The following is an 18017-nucleotide window of genomic DNA, read 5'->3' as shown; positions in this document are numbered from 1 at the left end:
CTGCTCGCATCTGTGGACAGGCTCCTGACCTGGGGATTCGTGTTGCCCGGGGTCCTCGACGGCGGTAGTATTCGTACACACGTTCGAATACGTCGGGAGGTGTCCGTGAGCGAGTTGATGTCAGCTCTGGACGCCTTGGCGGCCGAGGAGCTGCACGGGTTGACGGACGGCGGCGTGCTGGACCGGGTCGCGGAGTTGGTGGCCGTGCAGAACCGGGTCGCCGCGGAGCTCACCCGCACCGTGCGCCGCGCGGACACCACCCAGGCCGCCGAGCACGACGGGTTGAAGTCGATGCGGTCGTGGTTGATCGGGCATGCGCGGCTGTCGGCGAGCGACGCGTCGCGGGTCCTGCGGTCGGGTCGGGCGTTGGAGCACTTCCCGGCGCTGGCGGCCGGGTTCGCCGAGGGTGCGGTGACGGCGGCGCAGATGGACGTGGTCGCCGCTGCGGTGGGGGAGCGGGAGCGGGCTCGAGCCGAGGAGCAGGCGATCGACCTTGCCGCGTTCGATCGGGTGTGGGCGCAGGTAGCGGCCGAGTCGCCGCACCAGTCGTTGGTGGCTGCGGTGCAGGCGTTCGAGGACGCGCTGGACCCCGACGGTCCGGAGCCCGACCCCACCGAGGGTCGCCGGCTCACGATCGCGAAGCACGCCGACGGCAGCGTCACCGGCCGGTTCGACCTTGATGCCGTGGGTGGGGAGAAGGTGCAGGCGGCGATCGAGTCGATCGTGCAGGCCGACCGCCCCCAGGGCGATGCGCGGACCCGGGCTCAGCAGAACGCCGACGCCCTCGTGCAGCTGTGTGACAACCAGTTGGCCAGCGGGGACCTGCCGATCCTGCGGACGGTGAAGCCGCACGTGGTGGTGGGCATCGACCTGGACGACCTGGTCGACCCGGCCACCGGCCCGGGGGCGGCGAGCACCGGCTTCGGGGCGACGATCTCCGCGGCGCGGGCCCGCTGGATCGCCTGCGACGCCAGCGTCTCCCGCATCGTCATGGGCCCCGACGGGGTCCCGCTGGACCTGGGGAGAGACCACCGGGTGGTCACCCCCGGGCTGCGCAAGGCGGTCGAGCGGCGGGACAAGTCCTGCGTGTTCGCCGGCTGCGGCGCCCCGTCCTGGTGGTGCGACGTGCACCACCTCATCCACTGGCTGCACGGCGGCGAGACCAACCTGCAGAACTCAGCGCTTCTCTGCGAACGCCACCACACCAAGGTGCATCACGGCTTCCGGGTGGAACGCCCACCGGACGGGCGATGGCGCACCTACCGCCCTGACGGCACCGAGATCCTCATCGGTCCGCTGCTGTAGCGGCCTGCACTCGAACGGTCCTGCACTCGGACGGACCGCTCCTCAGACGACCCTGCGCTCGGCGGTCAGCTCGCTGGGGGTGTCGCCGGTGTTGACCGTCGCGCTCGGCTCGATCAGGAGCACCTGGGCGCCGTCCGGGCTGTACGGCTGGTGCGGGGTGCCCTTCGGCACGACGTGCAGCTGACCCGGGCCGAGGGTGACGTCGCCGTCGTCCATCCGGATCGTCAGCGAGCCGGAGAGGACGAGGAACACCTCGTCGGTCTCCGGGTGGCTGTGCCGGGTGAACTCGCCGCGGGTGTGCACGACGCGCAGGTCGTAGTCGTTCAGCACGGCGACGGTGCGGGGTGACCACGGCTGGTCGACGGTGCTGAGGACGGCGGCGAGATCCACGGGTTCGGGCACCTGCTCATCCTCGCCCACCGGGGGAGCGCGTCAACGCCCGTAAGGTGGTCCTGCCCGAGCGAGCTTGCGAGCTCGGCCAATGCACACAGCAGTCCGGACGAACGCGGACGACGAGCGAAGCGAGGAGTACGCGTGAGTCTCACCATCGGGATCGTCGGCCTGCCCAACGTCGGCAAGTCGACCCTCTTCAACGCCCTGACCAAGAACGACGTGCTCGCGGCGAACTACCCGTTCGCGACGATCGAGCCCAACGTCGGCGTGGTCGGCGTCCCCGACCCGCGGCTGGCGAAGCTGGCCGAGGTCTTCGGCTCGCAGAAGATCATCCCGGCGACGGTGTCCTTCGTGGACATCGCCGGCATCGTGCGCGGCGCCAGCGAGGGGCAGGGCCTGGGCAACAAGTTCCTGGCCAACATCCGGGAGAGCGACGCGATCTGCCAGGTGATCCGGGTGTTCACCGACCCGGACGTGGTGCACGTCGAGGGCAAGGTCTCCCCGTCCGACGACATCGAGACGATCAACACCGAGCTGATCCTCGCCGACATGCAGACGCTGGAGAAGGCGATCCCGCGGCTGGAGAAGGAGTCGCGCAAGGAGAAGGACCGCAAGGTCCTGCACGACGCCGCCGTCGCGGCGCAGGAGGTGCTCGACAGCGGCAAGACGCTGTTCGCCGCCGGTGTCGACGCGGAGCCGCTGCGTGAGCTGACCCTGCTGACCACCAAGCCGTTCCTGTACGTCTTCAACGTCGACGCCGACGAGCTGGCCAACAGTGAGGTGCTCGACGAGCTGCGGGCCCTGGTCGCCCCGGCGGAGGCGATCTTCCTCGACGCGCAGACCGAGTCCGAGCTGATCGAGCTGCCCGACGACGAGGCCGCCGAGCTGCTGGCCTCCATCGGCCAGGACGAGCCGGGGCTGGACCAGCTGGCCTCTGTCGGCTTCCGCACGTTGGGCCTGCAGACCTACCTGACCGCCGGGCCCAAGGAGTCGCGGGCCTGGACGATCCCGGTCGGCGCCACCGCCCCCGAGGCGGCCGGCGTCATCCACACCGACTTCCAGCGCGGCTTCATCAAGGCCGAGATCGTCGGCTTCGACCAGCTGATGGAGGCCGGCTCGATGGCCGAGGCCAAGTCCAAGGGCTGGGTGCGGATCGAGGGCAAGGACTACGTCATGGCCGACGGCGACGTCGTGGAGTTCCGCTTCAACGTCTAGCCATCGCTGGGTGCTCTGCCCCCGACCGTGCGCCAGCCCGCGGCTGCGGACGATCGGTGCCAAGGTGAGCACTCAACGTGGCGACGGCGGTGGTGACCGCGCCACTCCCCGTACCCGGAGGACCTGTTCATGGTCGTGGCGCACACCGCGATAGCGATCGCCGTCATCGTCCTGCTCATCATCAAGGCCAAGGTCGACCCGGTCATCTCGCTGATCATCGGGTCGCTCTACCTCGGCCTCGCGACGGGTGTCGGCTTCGCGGCGACGCTGGTGGCGATCGCGACCGGCTTCGGCGAGATCATGGCCGAGGTCGGCCTGCTCATCGGCTTCGGCGTGCTCATCGGGGCACTGCTCCACGCGGTGGGCGCCTTCCGGAAGATGGTGGCGCTGCTCGTCAGCCGGGTCGGCGCGCAGCGGCTCCCGTACGCGTTGACGGCGGCGATGTCGACGGTCTTCCCGTCGATCTACGTGGACGTGCAGGTCGTGCTGGCCTCGCCTGTGGCGCGGTCGACGGCGCCGTTCATCGGCCGGACCGGCCTGCCCCTCATGGCCGGTGCGCTCGGGGCCGGGATCTTCGCCGGCTACGTCTTCGTGATCCCGGGACTGGCCGCGATCTCCATCGCGGGCCTGCTCGACGTCCCACTCGGGACCTGGCTGGTCTACGGCTTCGTGCTGGGGCCGTTGACCGCGATCGTGACGACGATCGTCCTCCGGCTGCTCCTGCGTGGCCGCTACTGGAACTCGGCCACGGACGAGCAGGTGGACGAGGCCATGGCCGAGCAGGAGAGCGCTGAGCTGGTCGAGGAGGAGAGGTCGACGCCTCCGCTGCTCGTGAGCCTGCTGCCGATCCTCGTGCCGCTGGTGCTGATCGCGTTCGGCGCGTTCGCGGAGCTCCTGGAGTTCTCCAACGACTTCATCGCCTTCCTCGGCGACGCGAACTTCGCCCTGTTCCTCGGCCTGGTCGGGGCCTATGTGCTCTGCCGGCGCACGCTGGGCTCGGCGGGCACGGAGACCGCGATGAGCGAGGGCTTCCACACCACCGGCGCGATCCTGCTCATCACCGGCATCGGCGGGTCCCTAGGGGCCGTCATCGGGGAGACCGGGCTCGACACGATCCTGGCCGGTCTCTTCGCTGCCGACGCCGCGGCGCCGGTCGTCCTCAGCATCCTGCTCGCCTGGCTGATCGCGGCGGTGCTGCACCTGGCGATCGGGTCGGTGTCGGTGGCGGCGATCGCGGCCGCCGGGATCATCGGCCCGGTGCTCGGGTCGATCGACGTGGCACCGATCGTCATCGGTCTCGCCATCGCCTCGGGTGCGATGTTCGCGCTGCAGGTCAACAGCAACTTCTTCTGGATGTACAAATCACTGCTGGGGCTGTCGACCCAGGGGACCTTCAAGACCCTGACCATGGGCACCTCCATCGCCTCGGTCGTCTCGCTGCCGATGGTCATGGCGGTGGCGCTCATCGCCTAGCGGGTCCAGCGAGGCCTGCCTAGGGGCTCCCGGACGACGTGCAGCTCGTCCTGCACGTCGTCCAGGAGCTGGTCGAGGAGCTGGAGCTGGTCGCCACGGGTCGCCCGGACGAGGCGGGGCGGGTCAGCCCAGGGTCGCGGTCATGACGACGTTCTCGGGCGTGACGGTCGTGCACTCGAGGTTGAGCGGCCCGGCCGACACGCTCTCGCCCTCGCTGCAGGAGACCTCCTGGCCGGCGATGCCGACGGTGGCCCGGCCGTCCTGGACCTGCCCGAGGGTCACGGTCGTGCCGAGCACGTCCACCTCGGTGCCGTCGCCGGAGAGCGTGACCACGCAGGAGCTCCCGGAGCACTCCACGCCGGACTCGGTGCTCGTGGCGCCCCCGGTCTCGGTCGCCATGGCGTCGGTCTCGGTGGCGGTGGCGGAGTCGTCCGTCATCGTCGGCTCGCTCGTCTCCCCCTCGGCTGGGGTCTCGGTCGCGGTGTCCAGTGCGCTCGTGGCATCGTCCACGGGCTCGTCAGAGCAGGCAGAGAGCGGGACGAGCAGCAGGCCGGCGGCGGCGAGGCCGGACGCCAGGCGGCGGGTGCGGGTGGGAGTAGTGGCCATGCCGGGAGCGTAATGTGATCCAGATCACTTCGCGCCCGGTGCGGGGAAAGCTTCACGTCAGCGTGACCTGCCCGCCACCCACGGCCCGAGGGCGCGGCGCGGATGACTGATCCGCGGCCTCCTGGAGCATCCTCCTCGCATGCCGGTCGACTTGCACCTGCTCGACGTCCTGGCTGCGGCCGCGGTCGAGGACGTCGACGTCGTCGTCGAGGACGACATCGCGGTCAGCGAGGTCCTCCAGGCGCTGGCGGTCTTCCTCGCCTCCATCCTGCTCGCGGTGCTGCTGCGGCGGCTGCTGGTCCGCGCCCTCGACCGCGACGCGAACCGGCACGTCGGGCTCGTCGCCGGTCGCTTCCTCGGCCTGGTCGCGGTCGCCGTCGGCATCGTCTACGCCCTGGACCTGCTCGGTGTGCAGATCGGCCCGCTGCTCGGCGCCCTCGGCGTGGGCGGCATCGCCATCGCGTTCGCCGCCCAGGACATGCTGCAGAACCTGATCGCCGGGGTGATGTTGCAGATCCGCCGTCCCCTGCGGCTGGGCGACCAGGTCGCCAGCGGCGACTTCGAGGGCGTCGTCACCGACGTCAACCTCCGGACGACGGTGCTGCAGACCTACGACGGCCTGATCGTGTACCTGCCCAACGCCGAGGTGCTCAAGAACCCGATCATCAACTACACCAGCACCCCGCTGAACCGGACGACGCTGACCGTCGGGCTGGCCTACGACACGGACCTGGTCCGCGCTCGGGAGGTGCTGCTGGCCGCCTGCGCCGCCGCGGACGGGGTCGCGGACACCCCGCCGCCGGAGGTGTGGGTGGAGGAGTTCGGCGACTCCTCGATCAACCTCGCGGTGCGCTGGTGGCACCCCGCGGACATCGCCAGCCGCTGGCGGGTGCGCAGCGGCGTCGCCATCTCCGTGAAGTCCGCGCTGGACCAGGCCGGCATGACCATCCCGTTCCCCCAGCGGGTCCTCTGGTCCGGGGAGCAGGACTGACCGGCGCCCGGGGTCAGGGCCGGATGACGACGTCGGTGCCCCGGGCGCGCACCACCAGCCCCTCCGCCGCACCCTCGATCGCGGTGAGCTCCTGGCCGAAGGGCAACGGGTCCAGCGGCACCCGCAGCGAGAACCGCTGCCCGAGCAGCAGCCGGCTGGCCGGGGCGAGGTCGGACTCGGTGTCCAGTGCGGTCGGGGCGATCGACAGCGCCCCGCCCTGCGGCGACAGCTGGGCCAGTGTGGAGGCCGACACGGACTGGCCGAGGAGGTCGACCGTCCCGGTCAGCTGCACCTCCTCCCCGGGTGCCGGCCCGAGGCTGACCGGGCGCCCGGTGACCTCGAGGTAGCGGTTGAGGTCGTCGTAGCCCAGGAACGCCTCCCCAACCGACCGCTCGATCCACACCGGCGCGGGCTCCTGGGTGAGGAGGTCGTGGAAGGAGATGTGCACGCCGGAGAGCCGGGCGTACACCGCGTCGACCGACATCGGCCCCGACGACACCTCGCGGATGCTGACCTCGACGTCGTCGTAGCGGCCGTCCACCGCCTGGAGCAGGAAGAACGCGCCGTGCACCTGGACCTGCGGACGGTCGGCGACGCCGGTCGCCTGCTGGATGTCGCGCGCCAGGAGCGACTCGGCCCCCCACCGGGCCAGCCGGTCGGTGCCCCACAGCAGCAGCAGCGTGCCCACCACCACGGCCACCCCCACGACCACGGTCCGCAGTGCCGGCCGAGGGCGTGGTGCGGTCTTCCCGTGGGCGGTCGCCCCGCCGACGTCCGAGTCGACCCAGCCGTCGTGCGCGGGCTCGCCGCCAGCGGTCACCGTCGTCCCACCTCCGCGCCGGCGGGCAGGCTCTCGCGTGCCTCGTCGTCCCGTACCTGGTCCTCCAGCGACTCGTCCCGCACCACCTCCGGGCCCCCGCTCCGGGCTCCCGCGGCCCCGGTGCGGCGCAGCTCGTCGACCGGCACCGACTCGGTGCGGATCCGCTTGCTGGGCCAGCTGGCCGCCCGCCCCATCAGGGTGAGCACCGCCGGGGTGAGCACCGGGCGGATCAGGAACGTGTCGATGAGCAACCCGGCGGCCATGGTGAACGCGACCTGCCGGAACGTCTGCAGCGGGATGATCGCCACCATCCCGAAGGTGGCCGCGAGGATGAGGCCGGCCGCGCTGATCGCCCGGGACGTGGCCGGCATCGCCAGCATGATCGCCTTGCTCAGCGGATGTCGGGTGGCCGCCTCCCAGATGGAGCCGACGGCGAACACGTTGTAGTCCGACCCCAGCGCCAGCAGCAGCACGGCGGTCGCGAACGGGACGTAGAAGGCCAGCCCGGGGTCGCCGAGCACCACCTGGAAGAGCAGGACGCTCAGCCCGAGCGCCGCCGCGACGCCCAGCGCGCTGCAGGCCATCAGCACCAGCGGGGCGCAGAGTGCGCGCAGGTACACGATCAGGATCAGCAGCTCCACCAGCAGCACCGCGGTCAGCGTGATCTGGAGGTTCTCCCGGGTGATCGCGGCGAGCTCAGCGGCGATCGCGGTCTGCCCGGTCACCGCCACCTCGGCGTCCTGCAGCCCGGCCTCTGCGGCCAGGGTGTCCAGCTGGTCGGTGAGCCCGCGCAGGTCGCTGATCGCCGGTGCGGCAAGGGGGTCGCTGTCCAGGATCACGACGAAGCGGGCGGCGTCGCCGTCGGGGGAGAAGACGACGCCGAAGCCGTCGGGGAGCGGGTTCTGGGCCGGGCCGAGCACCTCGGCCACCCCCGGCTGGGCCGCGATGGCCTGCTGCAGCTCCTCCAGCTCCGCCCGCTGCTCGATGACCGCGTCGCCCTCGACGATCACCTCGGTGGGGGCGATGACCCCCCGGATCCCGGAGTCCTCGAGCACCGCCGCGCCCCGGCTCACCGGGTCGTCGGCCGGCAGGCCCGAGGTGAAGGACAGGTCCAGGCGCATCTGCAGCAGCGGCGCCGCGGCCAGGAGCAGCACACCGGTGGCCAGCAGCGTCGCCACCGTCGCGCCGCGCCGGTCGACGACGATCCGGAGCAGCCAGCTGTTCCCGCGCCGGCTCGGGGGGCGGCGTGAGGTGCGCAGGGTCCCCAGCCCGAAGAGCCGCTCGCCCAGGATCGCCATCAGGGCCGGCACCAGGGTCAGCGACACCAGCACCCCGATGACGACGGTCAGCGACAGCGCCGGCCCGAAGGCCTGGAACAGCTCGAAGTCCGCGGCCAGCAGGGCCGCGGTGCCGGCCGCGACCGTGATCCCGGCGACGGCGATGATCGGCGCGTTGGTGCGCACCGCCCGCCGGGTCGCCTCCAGCCGCGGGAGCCCCCGGTCCAGCTGCTGCCGGAGGCCGGCGAAGAACAGCACGCAGTAGTCGGTGACCACCCCGATCAACAGCGCGGCGATCAGCGGCTGCAGCTGGTCGGGGAGCGCGAAGCCCAGCGCCGCGGCGAGCACCCCGAGGCTGCGGATGGCGACCAGGTACCCCAGCCCGGCGGCCAGCAGGACGACGAAGGGCGCCACGACCGAGCGGAAGGTGAGCCCGACGACGAGGGCGATCAGCACCAGGGTCGCGACCTCGAACAGGTGCAGCCGGGACTCGAGGTAGTCAGCCTGGGCGACCTGGGCCGGCACCACACCGGCGACGTAGGTCTGCACCGAGCTCTGGTTGTGGAAGTGGGCGGCGTACTCGCGGGCCAGGTCCCTGGTCCGTTCCAGCGACGTGTAGTTGGAGACGTACAGGTAGGTGACCGAGGTCTCCGGCGTCGAGGTGGGCAGCGGGACGGCGGCGACGATCTGTCCGCGCCCGGGCGGCACGTTGCCGTCGATGTACGCCTGCGTGTGGGTGGCCGCCCACAGCGCGATGTCGGCCTGGGTGAGGACGCTGAGGCCGTCGGGGTCGTGCACCACCACGGAGGTCTGGGAGAGCACCGGCACCCGGAACAGCTCCAGGGACCGTTCCTGGACGGCGGCCGCCGGGCTGCCCTCCGGCAGCAGGTTGCCGATGTCGGCGCCGCCCCCGCCGCCGGCGGTGGGGAGGGACGTCGACACCACCACGGTCAGCAGGAGCCACCCCACCACCACGAACCAGCGGGCCTTGACGACGGCGTCCCGGTAGGCGCGGGCGGCCCGCCGCAGCGCGTACCGGGCTGGTCGGGTCGCCCATCGGACGGCGGCGGCCAGCGCGGTGAGCCAACGCGGGACGGCCGTGGCTGGCACCGGGGCCTCCAGCCTCGCGGTCCTACCGGATGGGCTCAGCAGCCGTAGGCTACCGGCGGTTGTGCGCCCGCGCTCGACGGTGAGAGGACGACCATGACCGACCCCGAGACCGATGCCGGGACCAGCTCCCCGGACCCTGACGAGCGGTCCGGCCGTGCGGTGCGGTGGTGGCTGGCCGCGGCCACCTTCGTGCTCGGCGTCTTCGTCGGCGGGCTCGTCGTCGGGTTGCTGGACGACGGGTCGGCGCCGGTCCCGGCCGCCACCCCGGCCGGGCCCGCGACCGACGTGGGTGTTCCGCTGCCGGGCGCCCCGCCCACGGGGGAGACCGCCGAGGTGGTCGTCAACGCCGCCTGCCTGCGCGCGGTCAACGGGGCACAGGACGTCGTCGCCGCCATCGACGAGCTGGGTGAGGCGGTCGGCGAGTTCAACGCGGCCCGGCTGGACGAGGTCATCCGGCAGCTGCAGCCCCTGCAGGGGCGGCTGAGCGGCGACATCGCCGGCTGCCAGGTCGTCAGCGAGGTCGCGGAGGCGACCCCCACGGGGACACCCACGGGGACGGCCCCCGGGACGCCCACGGTCACGTCGCCCGCGAGCCCGGCGCCGCCGCCGGCCATCACCGTCGCACCGCCGAGCTGATCGGGGGACGCCTCACAGGCTGGACACATCTCGGGCACAGTGGCGTGCCACCGAGCCCGGCGAGCCTGGGGGCATGGCAGCGACGACGTTCCCCGGCTCCGACACGACCGGACCAGCCGGGAGGGCACCGGACATGGACGACGGCGCCGGGATGACCCGGCGGGACTTCCCGTTCCCCGAGGCCGGCGACCACCACATGCGGGAGTGGCCGCTGGTCTGGCACCCGGTGCGCGGCCACTTCGAGCGCACCTGCCCGCACGGCGTCGGGCACCCCGACCCCGACGACGTCGTGTACCTCCAGTCGGTCGGCGGTGTCTCCGGCGCGCACCCCTGTGACGGCTGCTGCATCGCGCCGATGCGGGACTGACCCCGCGGTCAGCGTGGCTCCGTGGCCAGGTAGACCGTGTTGGTCGCCGGTCGGCCCTGCAGCGGGTTGGGGAAGCTGACGACCTCGGCGGCGACGTCGACGAAGACCTCGGCCAGCACGGCCAGGTAGCCGTCCTCGGGCGGGTCGTTCGACCACAGCGAGAAGACCCCGCCCGGCCGCAGGTGCCGGGCCAGCCGCCGGGTGCCGTCGACCCCGTAGAAGCCGGCGCTGCCGTCGGCGAGCAGGTGCTGGGGTGAGTGGTCGATGTCGACGACGACGGCGTCGAACACCCGGTCCGGCGCGGCGGGGTCGAAGCCGGTGCCCGTGGCCATGGCGAAGAAGTCCCCGTGCACGAACCGGCAGCGGGGGTCGGCGGTGAGCGTGGGGCCGACCGGCACCAGCCCGCGTTCGTGCCAGTCGATCACCGGCTCGAGCAGGTCGACCACCACCAGCTCGGTCACCCGCGGGTCGGCCAGCACGGCCTCCGCGGTGTAGCCGAGACCCAGCCCGCCCACCGCGACGGCCAGGCCGGGCGCGTCCGGGGCAGGCGCGTCGAGGCGGGCCAGGGCGAGCCGGGCCACCGCCACCTCGGCCACGGTGAACTGGGAGGACATCAGGAACTCGTCGCCGAGCTTCACCTCGAAGACGTCCAGGCCGGTCGCCGGGTCCCGCCGCCGGCGCAGGCTCACCTCGCCGATCGGCGTGGGGCTCCAGTCGAGCTCCTCGAACCGGGCGCTCATCGGGTGACCACGGTCATCGGCCGAGCCTACGAGCGAGGGGGTGCGGTCCAGTCGATCCGGTCGGCCAGGCGGTGCAGCCGCGCGCCGAACGCCGGGTCGACCGAGGCGGCCCAGGCCACCCGGCCCAGCACGTGGTCGCGGAAGGTGTCCGGGTCGCGGCCCCGGGTCTGCGTCGTCCAGCCGTGGACGGCGCAGTTGTGCAGCAGCGCCCGCAGCGCGTCCCGTTCCGGCCTGGGCAGCGTGGGGTGGTCGTTGACCACGGTGCCCAGCACCGCCTGCCGGCGGGCGGCGCTGGTGGCCGAGGTCTTCGCCGCGTTCACCCGGAAGCCCTCCTCGGTCACCACCTCGGTGACCAGGTCGGCGAACCGGTCGCGGGCGATCCGCCGGTCCCCGCTGAAGGTCAGGTCGTCGACGTACCGGGTGTACGCGCCACCGGAGGCGGCGGCGAGGCCGGCCAGTCGGCGGTCGAGGCGGTGGCAGACCAGGTTGGCCAGCGCCGGGGACGTCGGTGCACCCTGCGGCAGGTGCGGCACCGTCAGCCGCTGCTCCAGGCGCCGGTGCCGCTCCCGCGCCTCGATGCCGTCCGGGGGCGGGATGCGCCGCCACACCTCGGTCGGCAGCACCGTCGTCATCAGGCCGGTGAGCACGTGGGCCACCGGCTCGGGCAGCCCGGCGACGCCCAGCAGCAGGCCGTGCACCCGACCGGCGGCGACGCTGGCGAAGAACGCCTCCAGGTCCATCCGCAGCACGACCGCGGACCCGGCGTGCGGGGCGACCGCGGTGCGCACGGAGCGGCCGGGCACGCAGCCGTGCGCGGCGTCGTGCACCGGGACGCGGTCGAGCACGTGCCGCAGCAGTCGTCGCTGCGCCTCCTTGAGCCGCGGCTTGGGCGCGGCGAGCAGCCGGACCCCGGCCGGGCGCTGGACCACCCGCCACCGGTAGTGCCGCAGCGCCTCGCCGGCCGTGCGCTCCAGCCGGCGGGCGTCGGCGAACCACGCCAGCTCGCCGGTGTCGACGTCGAGCAGCCGGGCGACCGCGGCCTGGTCGGGGAGGTCGGCGACCGGCCGCCGGCGCCAGGCCAGCTCGGTCGGCACCGGCTCCCACCGCACGGCCCGGGGGAGCGGGCGCCGGGACTGCCCGCGGTCCCACCCGCGCGTCGTCCGGACGACGGCGGCCAGCTCCCGAGGCCGGTCGACCGGGGCGGTGGGGTAGACCGTCTGCACCTCGCCGACCAGCGTGCCCACCCAGGTGCGGGCGCGGGCCTGGCCCAGCGCCACCGCCACCCGGCGGACCATCTCCCGCCGTCGCCACGGGCCGGCCAGCAGCGCGGTCGCGATCGCGGCCGCGGTGGCGGCGGCCTGCCGCTCGGCGGTCATCGCAGCTCCCGGCGTGCACGGCGGGGCGGGCAGCCGCTCCTCGCTGGAGGCGCCGCCTGGTGCGCGGAGCGCACAGCGCGGCTCATGACGCGATGCCCGACCTGCTCACGATGCCCCGGGGTTGCCCCGGGGTGATCGGCCGTTGCCGATCGTCCTGCCCGCCCCGTCGTGCACCCGGCCACCGTAGTGGTGTGCTGACCGCCGCCGGGGTCACATGCGGGACAGCCGGCCGCGGGATGCACCAGGATGGGCCCCCGTCGTCCCCGACCCCCTGGAGTGCCGCCGTGACCTCTTCGCCCTCCGGCCAGCCGCCGGCCCCGATGGCCGTGCCGGCCTTCTTCGTCTCGCAGCGGGTCACCATGATGGTCAACCGCTACGAGATCCGGGCCGCTGCCCCCGACGGCTCCGAGGGGCAGCTGCTGGCCCTGGCCGAGCAGAAGCGGATGAAGCTGAAGGAGGAGGTGGTCTTCTACGCCGACGAGACGAAGAGCCGCCCGGTCTTCTCCTTCAAGGCCCGCCAGCGGATGGACGTCTCGGCCCAGCACGACGTCTTCGACGAGCACGGTGCACCGCTGGGCATGTTCAGCAAGCAGTTCGGGGCCAGCCTGCTCCGCTCGACGTGGACCCTCTCGGCCCCGGGCATCGAGGCGGTCGGCCGGGAGCGCCGGCCGGTCCTGGCGGTGGTGCGCCGGGTCTGGACCGCGCTCCCGGTCGTCGGCGACGTCCCGGTGCCCTTCGTCTTCCACTTCGACTTCGTCGACACCGCGACCGGGGCCCCGGTGCTGATCAGCGAGCGGAAGAAGGCGATCCGGGACCGCTACACCGTCACGGTGCCCGACCCGCGGCTGGACTTCCGGGTCGCCGCCGCGATGGCCGTCGCCCTGGACGCCCTGCAGAGCCGCTGAGCCGGGCGGGCGCTACAGGTAGCGGCTCTCCAGCTCCGCGAAGAACGCCTTCGCCAGCGCGGTGAAGTCCGCCTCGCGGACGGCGATCTCGTCGCCCACCCGGTACTTGAGCACCGTGCGCGCCGGGTCCAGCCGGATGTGCTTGTCGGCGATCATCGTGCGGCCGTGCACCAGCGACTCGGCGATCAGCCGCACCTCGTTCAGCGCGTTGCCGTCCGAGCCCTCGATGCCCCGGCCGCGGTGCACGAACCAGTTCTCCAGCACCACGACCAGGTCGTTGAAGAAGACCGGTTCGAACTCCCGCAGGGCGGCCGGCTCGGTGGCGGCGGCCAGAACCCGGTAGGCGTCGACGCGGGCGTCGACCGCCGCACGCCGTCCGTCGATGTAGTCCAGTGCGTACGTGCTCTGACACAACACGGCTGCTCCTCACCCGATCGCGACGCTGCGTTCCGGCTGGCACCTCCAGGGTGACACCCGGTGCGGCGATCCGGAACCCGTCCAGGTGCGGGACCGGCGGTCAGGCCCAGGTGGAGTCGGGCTGCAGGCTGCGGGGGACCGGCAGCGGGGGGAGCGGTGTCGGGGTCCGCCGCGGCTGCCCCCGGCCGGGGAGCTGCAGGTCCGGCCGGGTCCGCGGCTCGGGGGCCGCTCGGTCCGGCCGGGGGAGGCGCAGGTCGGCCAGGTGCACCCAGCTGGCGCGGCGCAGCCCGCCGACGACGGCCTGGACGCGCACCCAGCAGGTGCCGTCGGGCTCGTGCGCCCAGCCGAGCAGGACGGCGGGGCGCCAGTCGCCGTCGAACAGGAACTCCACCGGCAGCGGCTCGCCCAGCAGCGACGTCATCTCCTGCACGACCGCGACTGTAGGTGCGCGGACGATCACTGAACGGCAGGCGCGCGTGCGCCGTCCCCGCCGGGAAGGGCACCGGGGCGCCGTGCGTTGTCCCGGACAACCAACGCGAAAGGCTCTTCCCCATGCGCATCCCGCTGTCCGTCCTCGACCTCGCCCCGATCGCTCGCGGGGAGACCGTCAGCAGCAGCATCGAGGCCAGCGTCGCCCTGGCGCAGCGCGCGGAGGAGCACGGCTACCAGCGGGTCTGGTACGCCGAGCACCACAACATGCCGACCATCGCGTCCTCGGCCACCAGCGTGCTCATCGCCCACGTCGGTGCCCGGACCAGCCGGATCCGGCTCGGTGCCGGCGGCGTCATGCTGCCCAACCACGCGCCGCTGACCATCGCCGAGCAGTTCGGCACCCTCGACGCGATGTACCCCGGCCGGATCGACCTCGGCCTGGGCCGCGCGCCGGGCTCGGACCAGAACACGATGTACGCACTGCGCCGGGACCCGAACTCCGCCGACACCTTCCCGCAGGACGTGCTGGAGCTGCAGGGGTACCTGACCGGCTCGAGCCGGGTGCCCGGCGTCGACGCGATCCCCGGCAAGGGCTCGGACGTCCCGCTGTACGTGCTGGGCTCCTCGCTGTTCGGGGCCCACCTGGCTGCCGCGCTGGGCCTGCCCTACGCCTTCGCCAGCCACTTCGCGCCGCAGGCCCTGGAGGCCGCCGTCGCCACCTACCGGCGGGAGTTCCAGCCCTCCGCCCAGCTCGACGCCCCCCACGTGATCGCCGGGGTCAACGTCATCGCCGCCGACACCGTGCGCCAGGCGGAGGAGAACCTGCAGGCGGTGCGCCGGACCATGGCCGTCGGCCTGTTCGGGCGGGGCCGCAGCTTCACCGACGAGGAGGCCGACCTGCTGCTCGAGCAGGGGGCCGGGCAGCACGTCAGCTCGATGTTCACCTACGCCGCGATCGGCACCCCGCGCGAGATCGGCGACTACCTCGAGGGCTTCCGCAAGCAGGCCGACGCCGACGAGCTGATCGTCGCCCACCAGGCCCCCACCACCGAGGGCCGGCTGCGCTCGGTGACCCTGACCGCGGAGGCCATGGAGTCCGTCAGCGCGTAGCCGCGTCAGGCGGTGGGGCGGGTGCCGCCGATGAAGCCGCTCCACCGCATCGACGTGACGCGGAGGACCGAGCCGCTCTGCGGCGCCTCCAGGATCTGGCCGCCCCCGAGGTAGATGGCCACGTGGTGGATGGTCGCGGGGCTGTTCGTGTTGGTGGCCCAGAAGACCAGGTCGCCGCGCTGCAGCTCCGACCGGGAGACCTTGGGCAGGGCCGCGTACTGGGCGCGGCTGTTGCGCGGGATCGAGATGCCGGCCTGGGCGTAGGCGTAGCGGGTGAGCCCGGAGCAGTCGAAACCGACGATGCCGGCGTCCACGCCCCAGCCCATGCTCGGTCCGTTGAGCGACCCGCCGCCCCAGGAGTAGATGGTGCCCAGGTGGCGCCGGGCGGCGGAGATCGCGGTCTCGACCGCGGAGGAGTCGCCGGTCCCGGCGGAGGTGCCGCTCTGCGGTGCGGAGACGAGGGAGCGGGTGGGAGCCGGCGTCCGCTCGGCGGTCGCCCGCTCGGCCGTGGCGCGCTCCGCTGCAGCCCGCTCGGCGGCCGCGGCGCGCTCGGCGGTCACCTGCTGGGCGGCGTACTGCTCGGCGGCGGCGCGGGCGCCCTCCAGGCCGAGGAGGGCCTGCTGGGCCTGGGCGAGCTCCTGCTCCAGGGTGGCCTGCCGGGCCGCCAGGCCGGAGGCCTGCGCGCGGGCGCCGGCTTCCAGCTCCCCGGCGGCGGCCAGCGCGTCCTCGGCCTCCTGCTTCAGCGTCGCGGCCTCGGCCAGGGTGGCGTGCGCAGCGGTCTCGGCGGTGCGGGCCCGCTCCTCGGCGGCCGACACCTCGACGACGACGTCCCCCTGGTGGGCGCCGGCGGCCTCGAGGAGGGCGGCGCGCTCCAGCATCTGGGCCGGCCCGTCGGCGGTGGTCAGCGCCTCCAGCGTCGGGGAGGTGCTGCCCTGCTGGTAGCTCTGCCGGGCGAACGCGGCGATGGCCGTGCGGGCGGTCGCCAGCTCGGCGGCGGCGTCGTCGGCGGTGGCCGCGGCGGCGTCGGCGGCGGCCTGGGCGACCTCGTACTCGGCCTGCTCGGCCTGGAAGGTGTCCAGCGCGATCGCCGATCGGGCCCGGGCGGCGTCCACCTCGGCCTGGGCGGTGGCGAGCTCGGCGGACAGGGCGCCGACCTGCTGTGCGGCGGTGTCCTGCTGCTGCCGGGCGGCGCCGATCTGCTCGTCGGAGGGGTTGGTCGGGGTCGCTCCGGCGGTGCCGGGAGCCGCCACCAGGCAGAGGGCCGCCACGACGACCACCCCGGCCATGCGGCGCACCGGACGGTGGCCGGTCCGTCGCTGGGTCGTTGCCTCGGTGCCCATGTCCTCGTGTCCCTCCACTGCCCTCGTTCACCCGATCAGGTGACCTGACAGAGAGGTCGGACGTTCCGGGACGCTCCTTGAGCGTCTCGACACCATGAGTTGTGGAAAGCAACTCGCTGCCCGGGCCTGGTCACTCGGGGGCACGGGCAGCGCAGGGGAGACCATGGGGGCATGAACGTCTTCACCGACTACGCCGAGACGCACTGGGTCCCGATCAACGGCGACATGGTGACCGTGCAGACCATCGACACCGCGGGGAAGCGGGAGACGCACGTGCTCTCGGTGCCGGACGCGCTGGCCCAGTTCAAGGTCAAGTACCCGTTCGTGGACGACGCCCAGGCCGCCGCGCTCTTCGCCCAGGGCGGCTGAGCCGCCGCAGCGAGGTCCGGGTCACGGCACACCGGGCGGCAGCGCGGCGTTGACCGAGGTGTGACCCTCCGCTTCCTCGTCCTCGGTGACTCCCTCGCGTTCGGCACCGGCGCCGCGACGGCGCGGGACACCCTCGGCGCACGACTGACCCGTTCGCTGCGAGAGGCCGGGCACGACGTCGACCCGCAGGTGGTCGCGGTGCCCGGTGCCACCTCACTCGACCTCGCCGCCCAGGTCCGCCGGGTGACCGGGCCCGTCGACGTCGCGTTGCTCGTGGTCGGCGCCAACGACCTGACCCGGCAGGTGTCACCGGTCCGGGCGGCCGCGGCGCTGGGCGCGGCCGTCCAGGACCTCCGGAGGGCCGGCGCGGCGGTGCTGGTCGTCCCCACGCCCGACCTGTCGTCGGTGGCCTGGGTGCCGCCGGCCCTGCGGGCGGTCGTCGCGGGCGTCTGCGACCTGCTGCGCAACCGGCAGACCGTCGCCGCGGAGCGGGCCGGCGCCGTCGTCGCCCCGGTCGCCCCGGAGCTGGCGCGGCGGTTCGCCGCCGACCCCTCGCTGTTCTCCGCCGACCGGTTCCACCCGTCCTCGGCCGGCTACGCGCTGGTCGCCGAGGCCCTCGCCCCGACCCTGCTCCGCCTGGTCGCCGAGCGCACCGACGCAGCGGCCTGACTCAGCCGGCGTCCGGCGGGGGCACCCGGCAGGCCGCCGTCCCGCCGGGGAGCCGGTGCCGGTTGGCCGCCACCAGCCGGTAGGCGATCGGGGCGACCCACCGGACCGGCGGCACGGAGAGGACGACGCCGGGCACCGACCACGGCAGACCCGCCGCCCGCAGGGCCTGCGCGACCGCCGGGGCGCCACCGGCCACCGCGCCGTCCCGGTCGAACCACAGCACCTCCGTCTGCGCCCGTGCGGCGCTCACCCCGGCCGTCGCCAGGTCGGTGGACTGCCACGGGACCACCTGCACGTCGGCCGGCAGCAGCCGCCGGGCGACGTCGGCGCAGCGGGTGCAGAAGGCGCAGTCGCCGTCGAAGACGAGCGCAGGTCCGGTCACGGGGGTCATCGTGCGCCCTGTCTCCTGGAACGACGAACGGGCCGGCACCCCAGGGGGTACCGGCCCGTTCGGTCGCGTACTTCG

The 18017-nt window shown here is 73.5% G+C and carries 20 protein-coding genes; 10 read left to right on the top strand and 10 right to left on the bottom strand.

Translation table 11 applies throughout. The features are described from left to right. Positions 1 to 105: 105 nt before the first annotated feature. The gene (locus O2W15_RS02845; RefSeq protein WP_269178302.1) at positions 106 to 1305 is read left to right on the top strand and encodes an HNH endonuclease signature motif containing protein; all 1200 of its coding nucleotides are present in this window, start codon (positions 106 to 108) and stop codon (positions 1303 to 1305) included. Positions 1306 to 1347: 42 nt separating this feature from the next. Here the strand turns inward: O2W15_RS02845 and O2W15_RS02840 are convergent, their stop codons facing one another. After that, positions 1348 to 1707 carry a cupin domain-containing protein gene (locus O2W15_RS02840; protein WP_269178301.1) on the bottom strand — a complete coding sequence of 120 codons (360 nt, stop codon included), beginning with the start codon at positions 1705 to 1707 and terminating at the stop codon, positions 1348 to 1350. Between the two features lie 132 nt (positions 1708 to 1839). Here O2W15_RS02840 and ychF point away from each other — a divergent pair, with 132 nt between their 5' ends. Further along, entirely contained in the window at positions 1840 to 2913 is a 1074-nt protein-coding gene (ychF, locus tag O2W15_RS02835) for a redox-regulated ATPase YchF (protein WP_269164978.1), read from the top strand. A gap of 129 nt (positions 2914 to 3042) precedes the next feature. Further along, positions 3043 to 4386 carry a GntP family permease gene (locus O2W15_RS02830; protein ID WP_269164977.1) on the top strand — a complete coding sequence of 448 codons (1344 nt, stop codon included), beginning with the start codon at positions 3043 to 3045 and terminating at the stop codon, positions 4384 to 4386. A gap of 123 nt (positions 4387 to 4509) precedes the next feature. On the opposite strand, the gene O2W15_RS02825 is transcribed toward O2W15_RS02830, so the two are convergent. Next, positions 4510 to 4992 (bottom strand): hypothetical protein, encoded by a 483-nt coding sequence (locus O2W15_RS02825; protein WP_269164975.1) that lies wholly within the window; start codon positions 4990 to 4992, stop codon positions 4510 to 4512. A 139-nt stretch (positions 4993 to 5131) separates the two neighbouring features. Between O2W15_RS02825 and O2W15_RS02820 the strand changes: the two genes are divergently transcribed. After that, complete coding sequence (locus O2W15_RS02820) at positions 5132 to 5983, top strand: mechanosensitive ion channel family protein (protein ID WP_269178300.1); 852 nt, start codon at positions 5132 to 5134, stop codon at positions 5981 to 5983. A 13-nt stretch (positions 5984 to 5996) separates the two neighbouring features. On the opposite strand, the gene O2W15_RS02815 is transcribed toward O2W15_RS02820, so the two are convergent. Continuing rightward, complete coding sequence (locus O2W15_RS02815; protein WP_269178299.1) at positions 5997 to 6803, bottom strand: LmeA family phospholipid-binding protein; 807 nt, start codon at positions 6801 to 6803, stop codon at positions 5997 to 5999. Next, the gene (locus tag O2W15_RS02810; RefSeq protein ID WP_269164972.1) at positions 6800 to 9190 is read right to left on the bottom strand and encodes an MMPL family transporter; all 2391 of its coding nucleotides are present in this window, start codon (positions 9188 to 9190) and stop codon (positions 6800 to 6802) included. The genes O2W15_RS02815 and O2W15_RS02810 overlap by 4 nt, the downstream gene beginning before the upstream one ends. Positions 9191 to 9283: 93 nt before the next feature. Between O2W15_RS02810 and O2W15_RS02805 the strand changes: the two genes are divergently transcribed. Beyond that, complete coding sequence (locus O2W15_RS02805) at positions 9284 to 9826, top strand: hypothetical protein (protein ID WP_269178298.1); 543 nt, start codon at positions 9284 to 9286, stop codon at positions 9824 to 9826. Positions 9827 to 9899: 73 nt separating this feature from the next. Continuing rightward, positions 9900 to 10193 (top strand): hypothetical protein, encoded by a 294-nt coding sequence (locus O2W15_RS02800; protein ID WP_269178297.1) that lies wholly within the window; start codon positions 9900 to 9902, stop codon positions 10191 to 10193. An 8-nt stretch (positions 10194 to 10201) separates the two neighbouring features. On the opposite strand, the gene O2W15_RS02795 is transcribed toward O2W15_RS02800, so the two are convergent. Continuing rightward, the gene (locus O2W15_RS02795; RefSeq protein WP_269178296.1) at positions 10202 to 10933 is read right to left on the bottom strand and encodes a spermidine synthase; all 732 of its coding nucleotides are present in this window, start codon (positions 10931 to 10933) and stop codon (positions 10202 to 10204) included. A 26-nt stretch (positions 10934 to 10959) separates the two neighbouring features. Beyond that, a complete protein-coding gene (locus tag O2W15_RS02790; protein WP_269178295.1) occupies positions 10960 to 12309 on the bottom strand; it encodes a reverse transcriptase family protein in 1350 nt (449 codons plus the stop codon). A 284-nt stretch (positions 12310 to 12593) separates the two neighbouring features. On the opposite strand from O2W15_RS02790, the gene O2W15_RS02785 reads away from it, so the two are divergent. Beyond that, on the top strand, positions 12594 to 13214 hold the full coding sequence (locus O2W15_RS02785; RefSeq protein WP_269178294.1) for a hypothetical protein: 621 nt from the start codon (positions 12594 to 12596) through the stop codon (positions 13212 to 13214). A gap of 12 nt (positions 13215 to 13226) precedes the next feature. On the opposite strand, the gene O2W15_RS02780 is transcribed toward O2W15_RS02785, so the two are convergent. Beyond that, positions 13227 to 13631 (bottom strand): hypothetical protein, encoded by a 405-nt coding sequence (locus tag O2W15_RS02780; RefSeq protein ID WP_269164966.1) that lies wholly within the window; start codon positions 13629 to 13631, stop codon positions 13227 to 13229. A 100-nt stretch (positions 13632 to 13731) separates the two neighbouring features. Further along, positions 13732 to 14061, bottom strand: coding sequence for a hypothetical protein (locus O2W15_RS02775; RefSeq protein ID WP_269178293.1), 330 nt, complete (start codon positions 14059 to 14061; stop codon positions 13732 to 13734). A gap of 122 nt (positions 14062 to 14183) precedes the next feature. On the opposite strand from O2W15_RS02775, the gene O2W15_RS02770 reads away from it, so the two are divergent. After that, a complete protein-coding gene (locus O2W15_RS02770) occupies positions 14184 to 15173 on the top strand; it encodes an LLM class flavin-dependent oxidoreductase (protein WP_269164964.1) in 990 nt (329 codons plus the stop codon). A 5-nt stretch (positions 15174 to 15178) separates the two neighbouring features. On the opposite strand, the gene O2W15_RS02765 is transcribed toward O2W15_RS02770, so the two are convergent. Continuing rightward, entirely contained in the window at positions 15179 to 16513 is a 1335-nt protein-coding gene (locus tag O2W15_RS02765; protein WP_269178292.1) for a C40 family peptidase, read from the bottom strand. Between the two features lie 171 nt (positions 16514 to 16684). On the opposite strand from O2W15_RS02765, the gene O2W15_RS02760 reads away from it, so the two are divergent. Further along, positions 16685 to 16882, top strand: coding sequence for a hypothetical protein (locus O2W15_RS02760; RefSeq protein WP_269164962.1), 198 nt, complete (start codon positions 16685 to 16687; stop codon positions 16880 to 16882). 60 nt (positions 16883 to 16942) lie between these two features. Next, positions 16943 to 17551 carry an SGNH/GDSL hydrolase family protein gene (locus O2W15_RS02755; protein ID WP_269178291.1) on the top strand — a complete coding sequence of 203 codons (609 nt, stop codon included), beginning with the start codon at positions 16943 to 16945 and terminating at the stop codon, positions 17549 to 17551. Between the two features lies 1 nt (position 17552). Here the strand turns inward: O2W15_RS02755 and O2W15_RS02750 are convergent, their stop codons facing one another. Continuing rightward, positions 17553 to 17933 carry a thiol-disulfide oxidoreductase DCC family protein gene (locus O2W15_RS02750; RefSeq protein ID WP_269178290.1) on the bottom strand — a complete coding sequence of 127 codons (381 nt, stop codon included), beginning with the start codon at positions 17931 to 17933 and terminating at the stop codon, positions 17553 to 17555. Positions 17934 to 18017 lie beyond the last annotated feature (84 nt).

Source organism: Modestobacter sp. VKM Ac-2979 (assembly GCF_026967995.1).
Taxonomy (GTDB): domain Bacteria; phylum Actinomycetota; class Actinomycetes; order Mycobacteriales; family Geodermatophilaceae; genus Modestobacter.
Note: the sequence above shows the minus strand (reverse complement) of the source record. Positions and strands in the feature narration are given on the sequence as shown.

What these genes read in the sequence shown, in the direction of transcription:
- O2W15_RS02830 (WP_269164977.1), top strand. Translation starts at nt 3,043, where the DNA reads ATGGTCGTGGCGCACACCGCGATAGCGATCGCCGTCATCGTCCTGCTC.
- O2W15_RS02825 (WP_269164975.1), bottom strand. Translation starts at nt 4,992, where the DNA reads ATGGCCACTACTCCCACCCGCACCCGCCGCCTGGCGTCCGGCCTCGCC.
- O2W15_RS02820 (WP_269178300.1), top strand. Translation starts at nt 5,132, where the DNA reads ATGCCGGTCGACTTGCACCTGCTCGACGTCCTGGCTGCGGCCGCGGTC.
- O2W15_RS02805 (WP_269178298.1), top strand. Translation starts at nt 9,284, where the DNA reads ATGACCGACCCCGAGACCGATGCCGGGACCAGCTCCCCGGACCCTGAC.
- O2W15_RS02800 (WP_269178297.1), top strand. Translation starts at nt 9,900, where the DNA reads ATGGCAGCGACGACGTTCCCCGGCTCCGACACGACCGGACCAGCCGGG.
- O2W15_RS02795 (WP_269178296.1), bottom strand. Translation starts at nt 10,933, where the DNA reads ATGAGCGCCCGGTTCGAGGAGCTCGACTGGAGCCCCACGCCGATCGGC.
- O2W15_RS02790 (WP_269178295.1), bottom strand. Translation starts at nt 12,309, where the DNA reads ATGACCGCCGAGCGGCAGGCCGCCGCCACCGCGGCCGCGATCGCGACC.
- O2W15_RS02770 (WP_269164964.1), top strand. Translation starts at nt 14,184, where the DNA reads ATGCGCATCCCGCTGTCCGTCCTCGACCTCGCCCCGATCGCTCGCGGG.
- O2W15_RS02765 (WP_269178292.1), bottom strand. Translation starts at nt 16,513, where the DNA reads ATGGGCACCGAGGCAACGACCCAGCGACGGACCGGCCACCGTCCGGTG.
- O2W15_RS02760 (WP_269164962.1), top strand. Translation starts at nt 16,685, where the DNA reads ATGAACGTCTTCACCGACTACGCCGAGACGCACTGGGTCCCGATCAAC.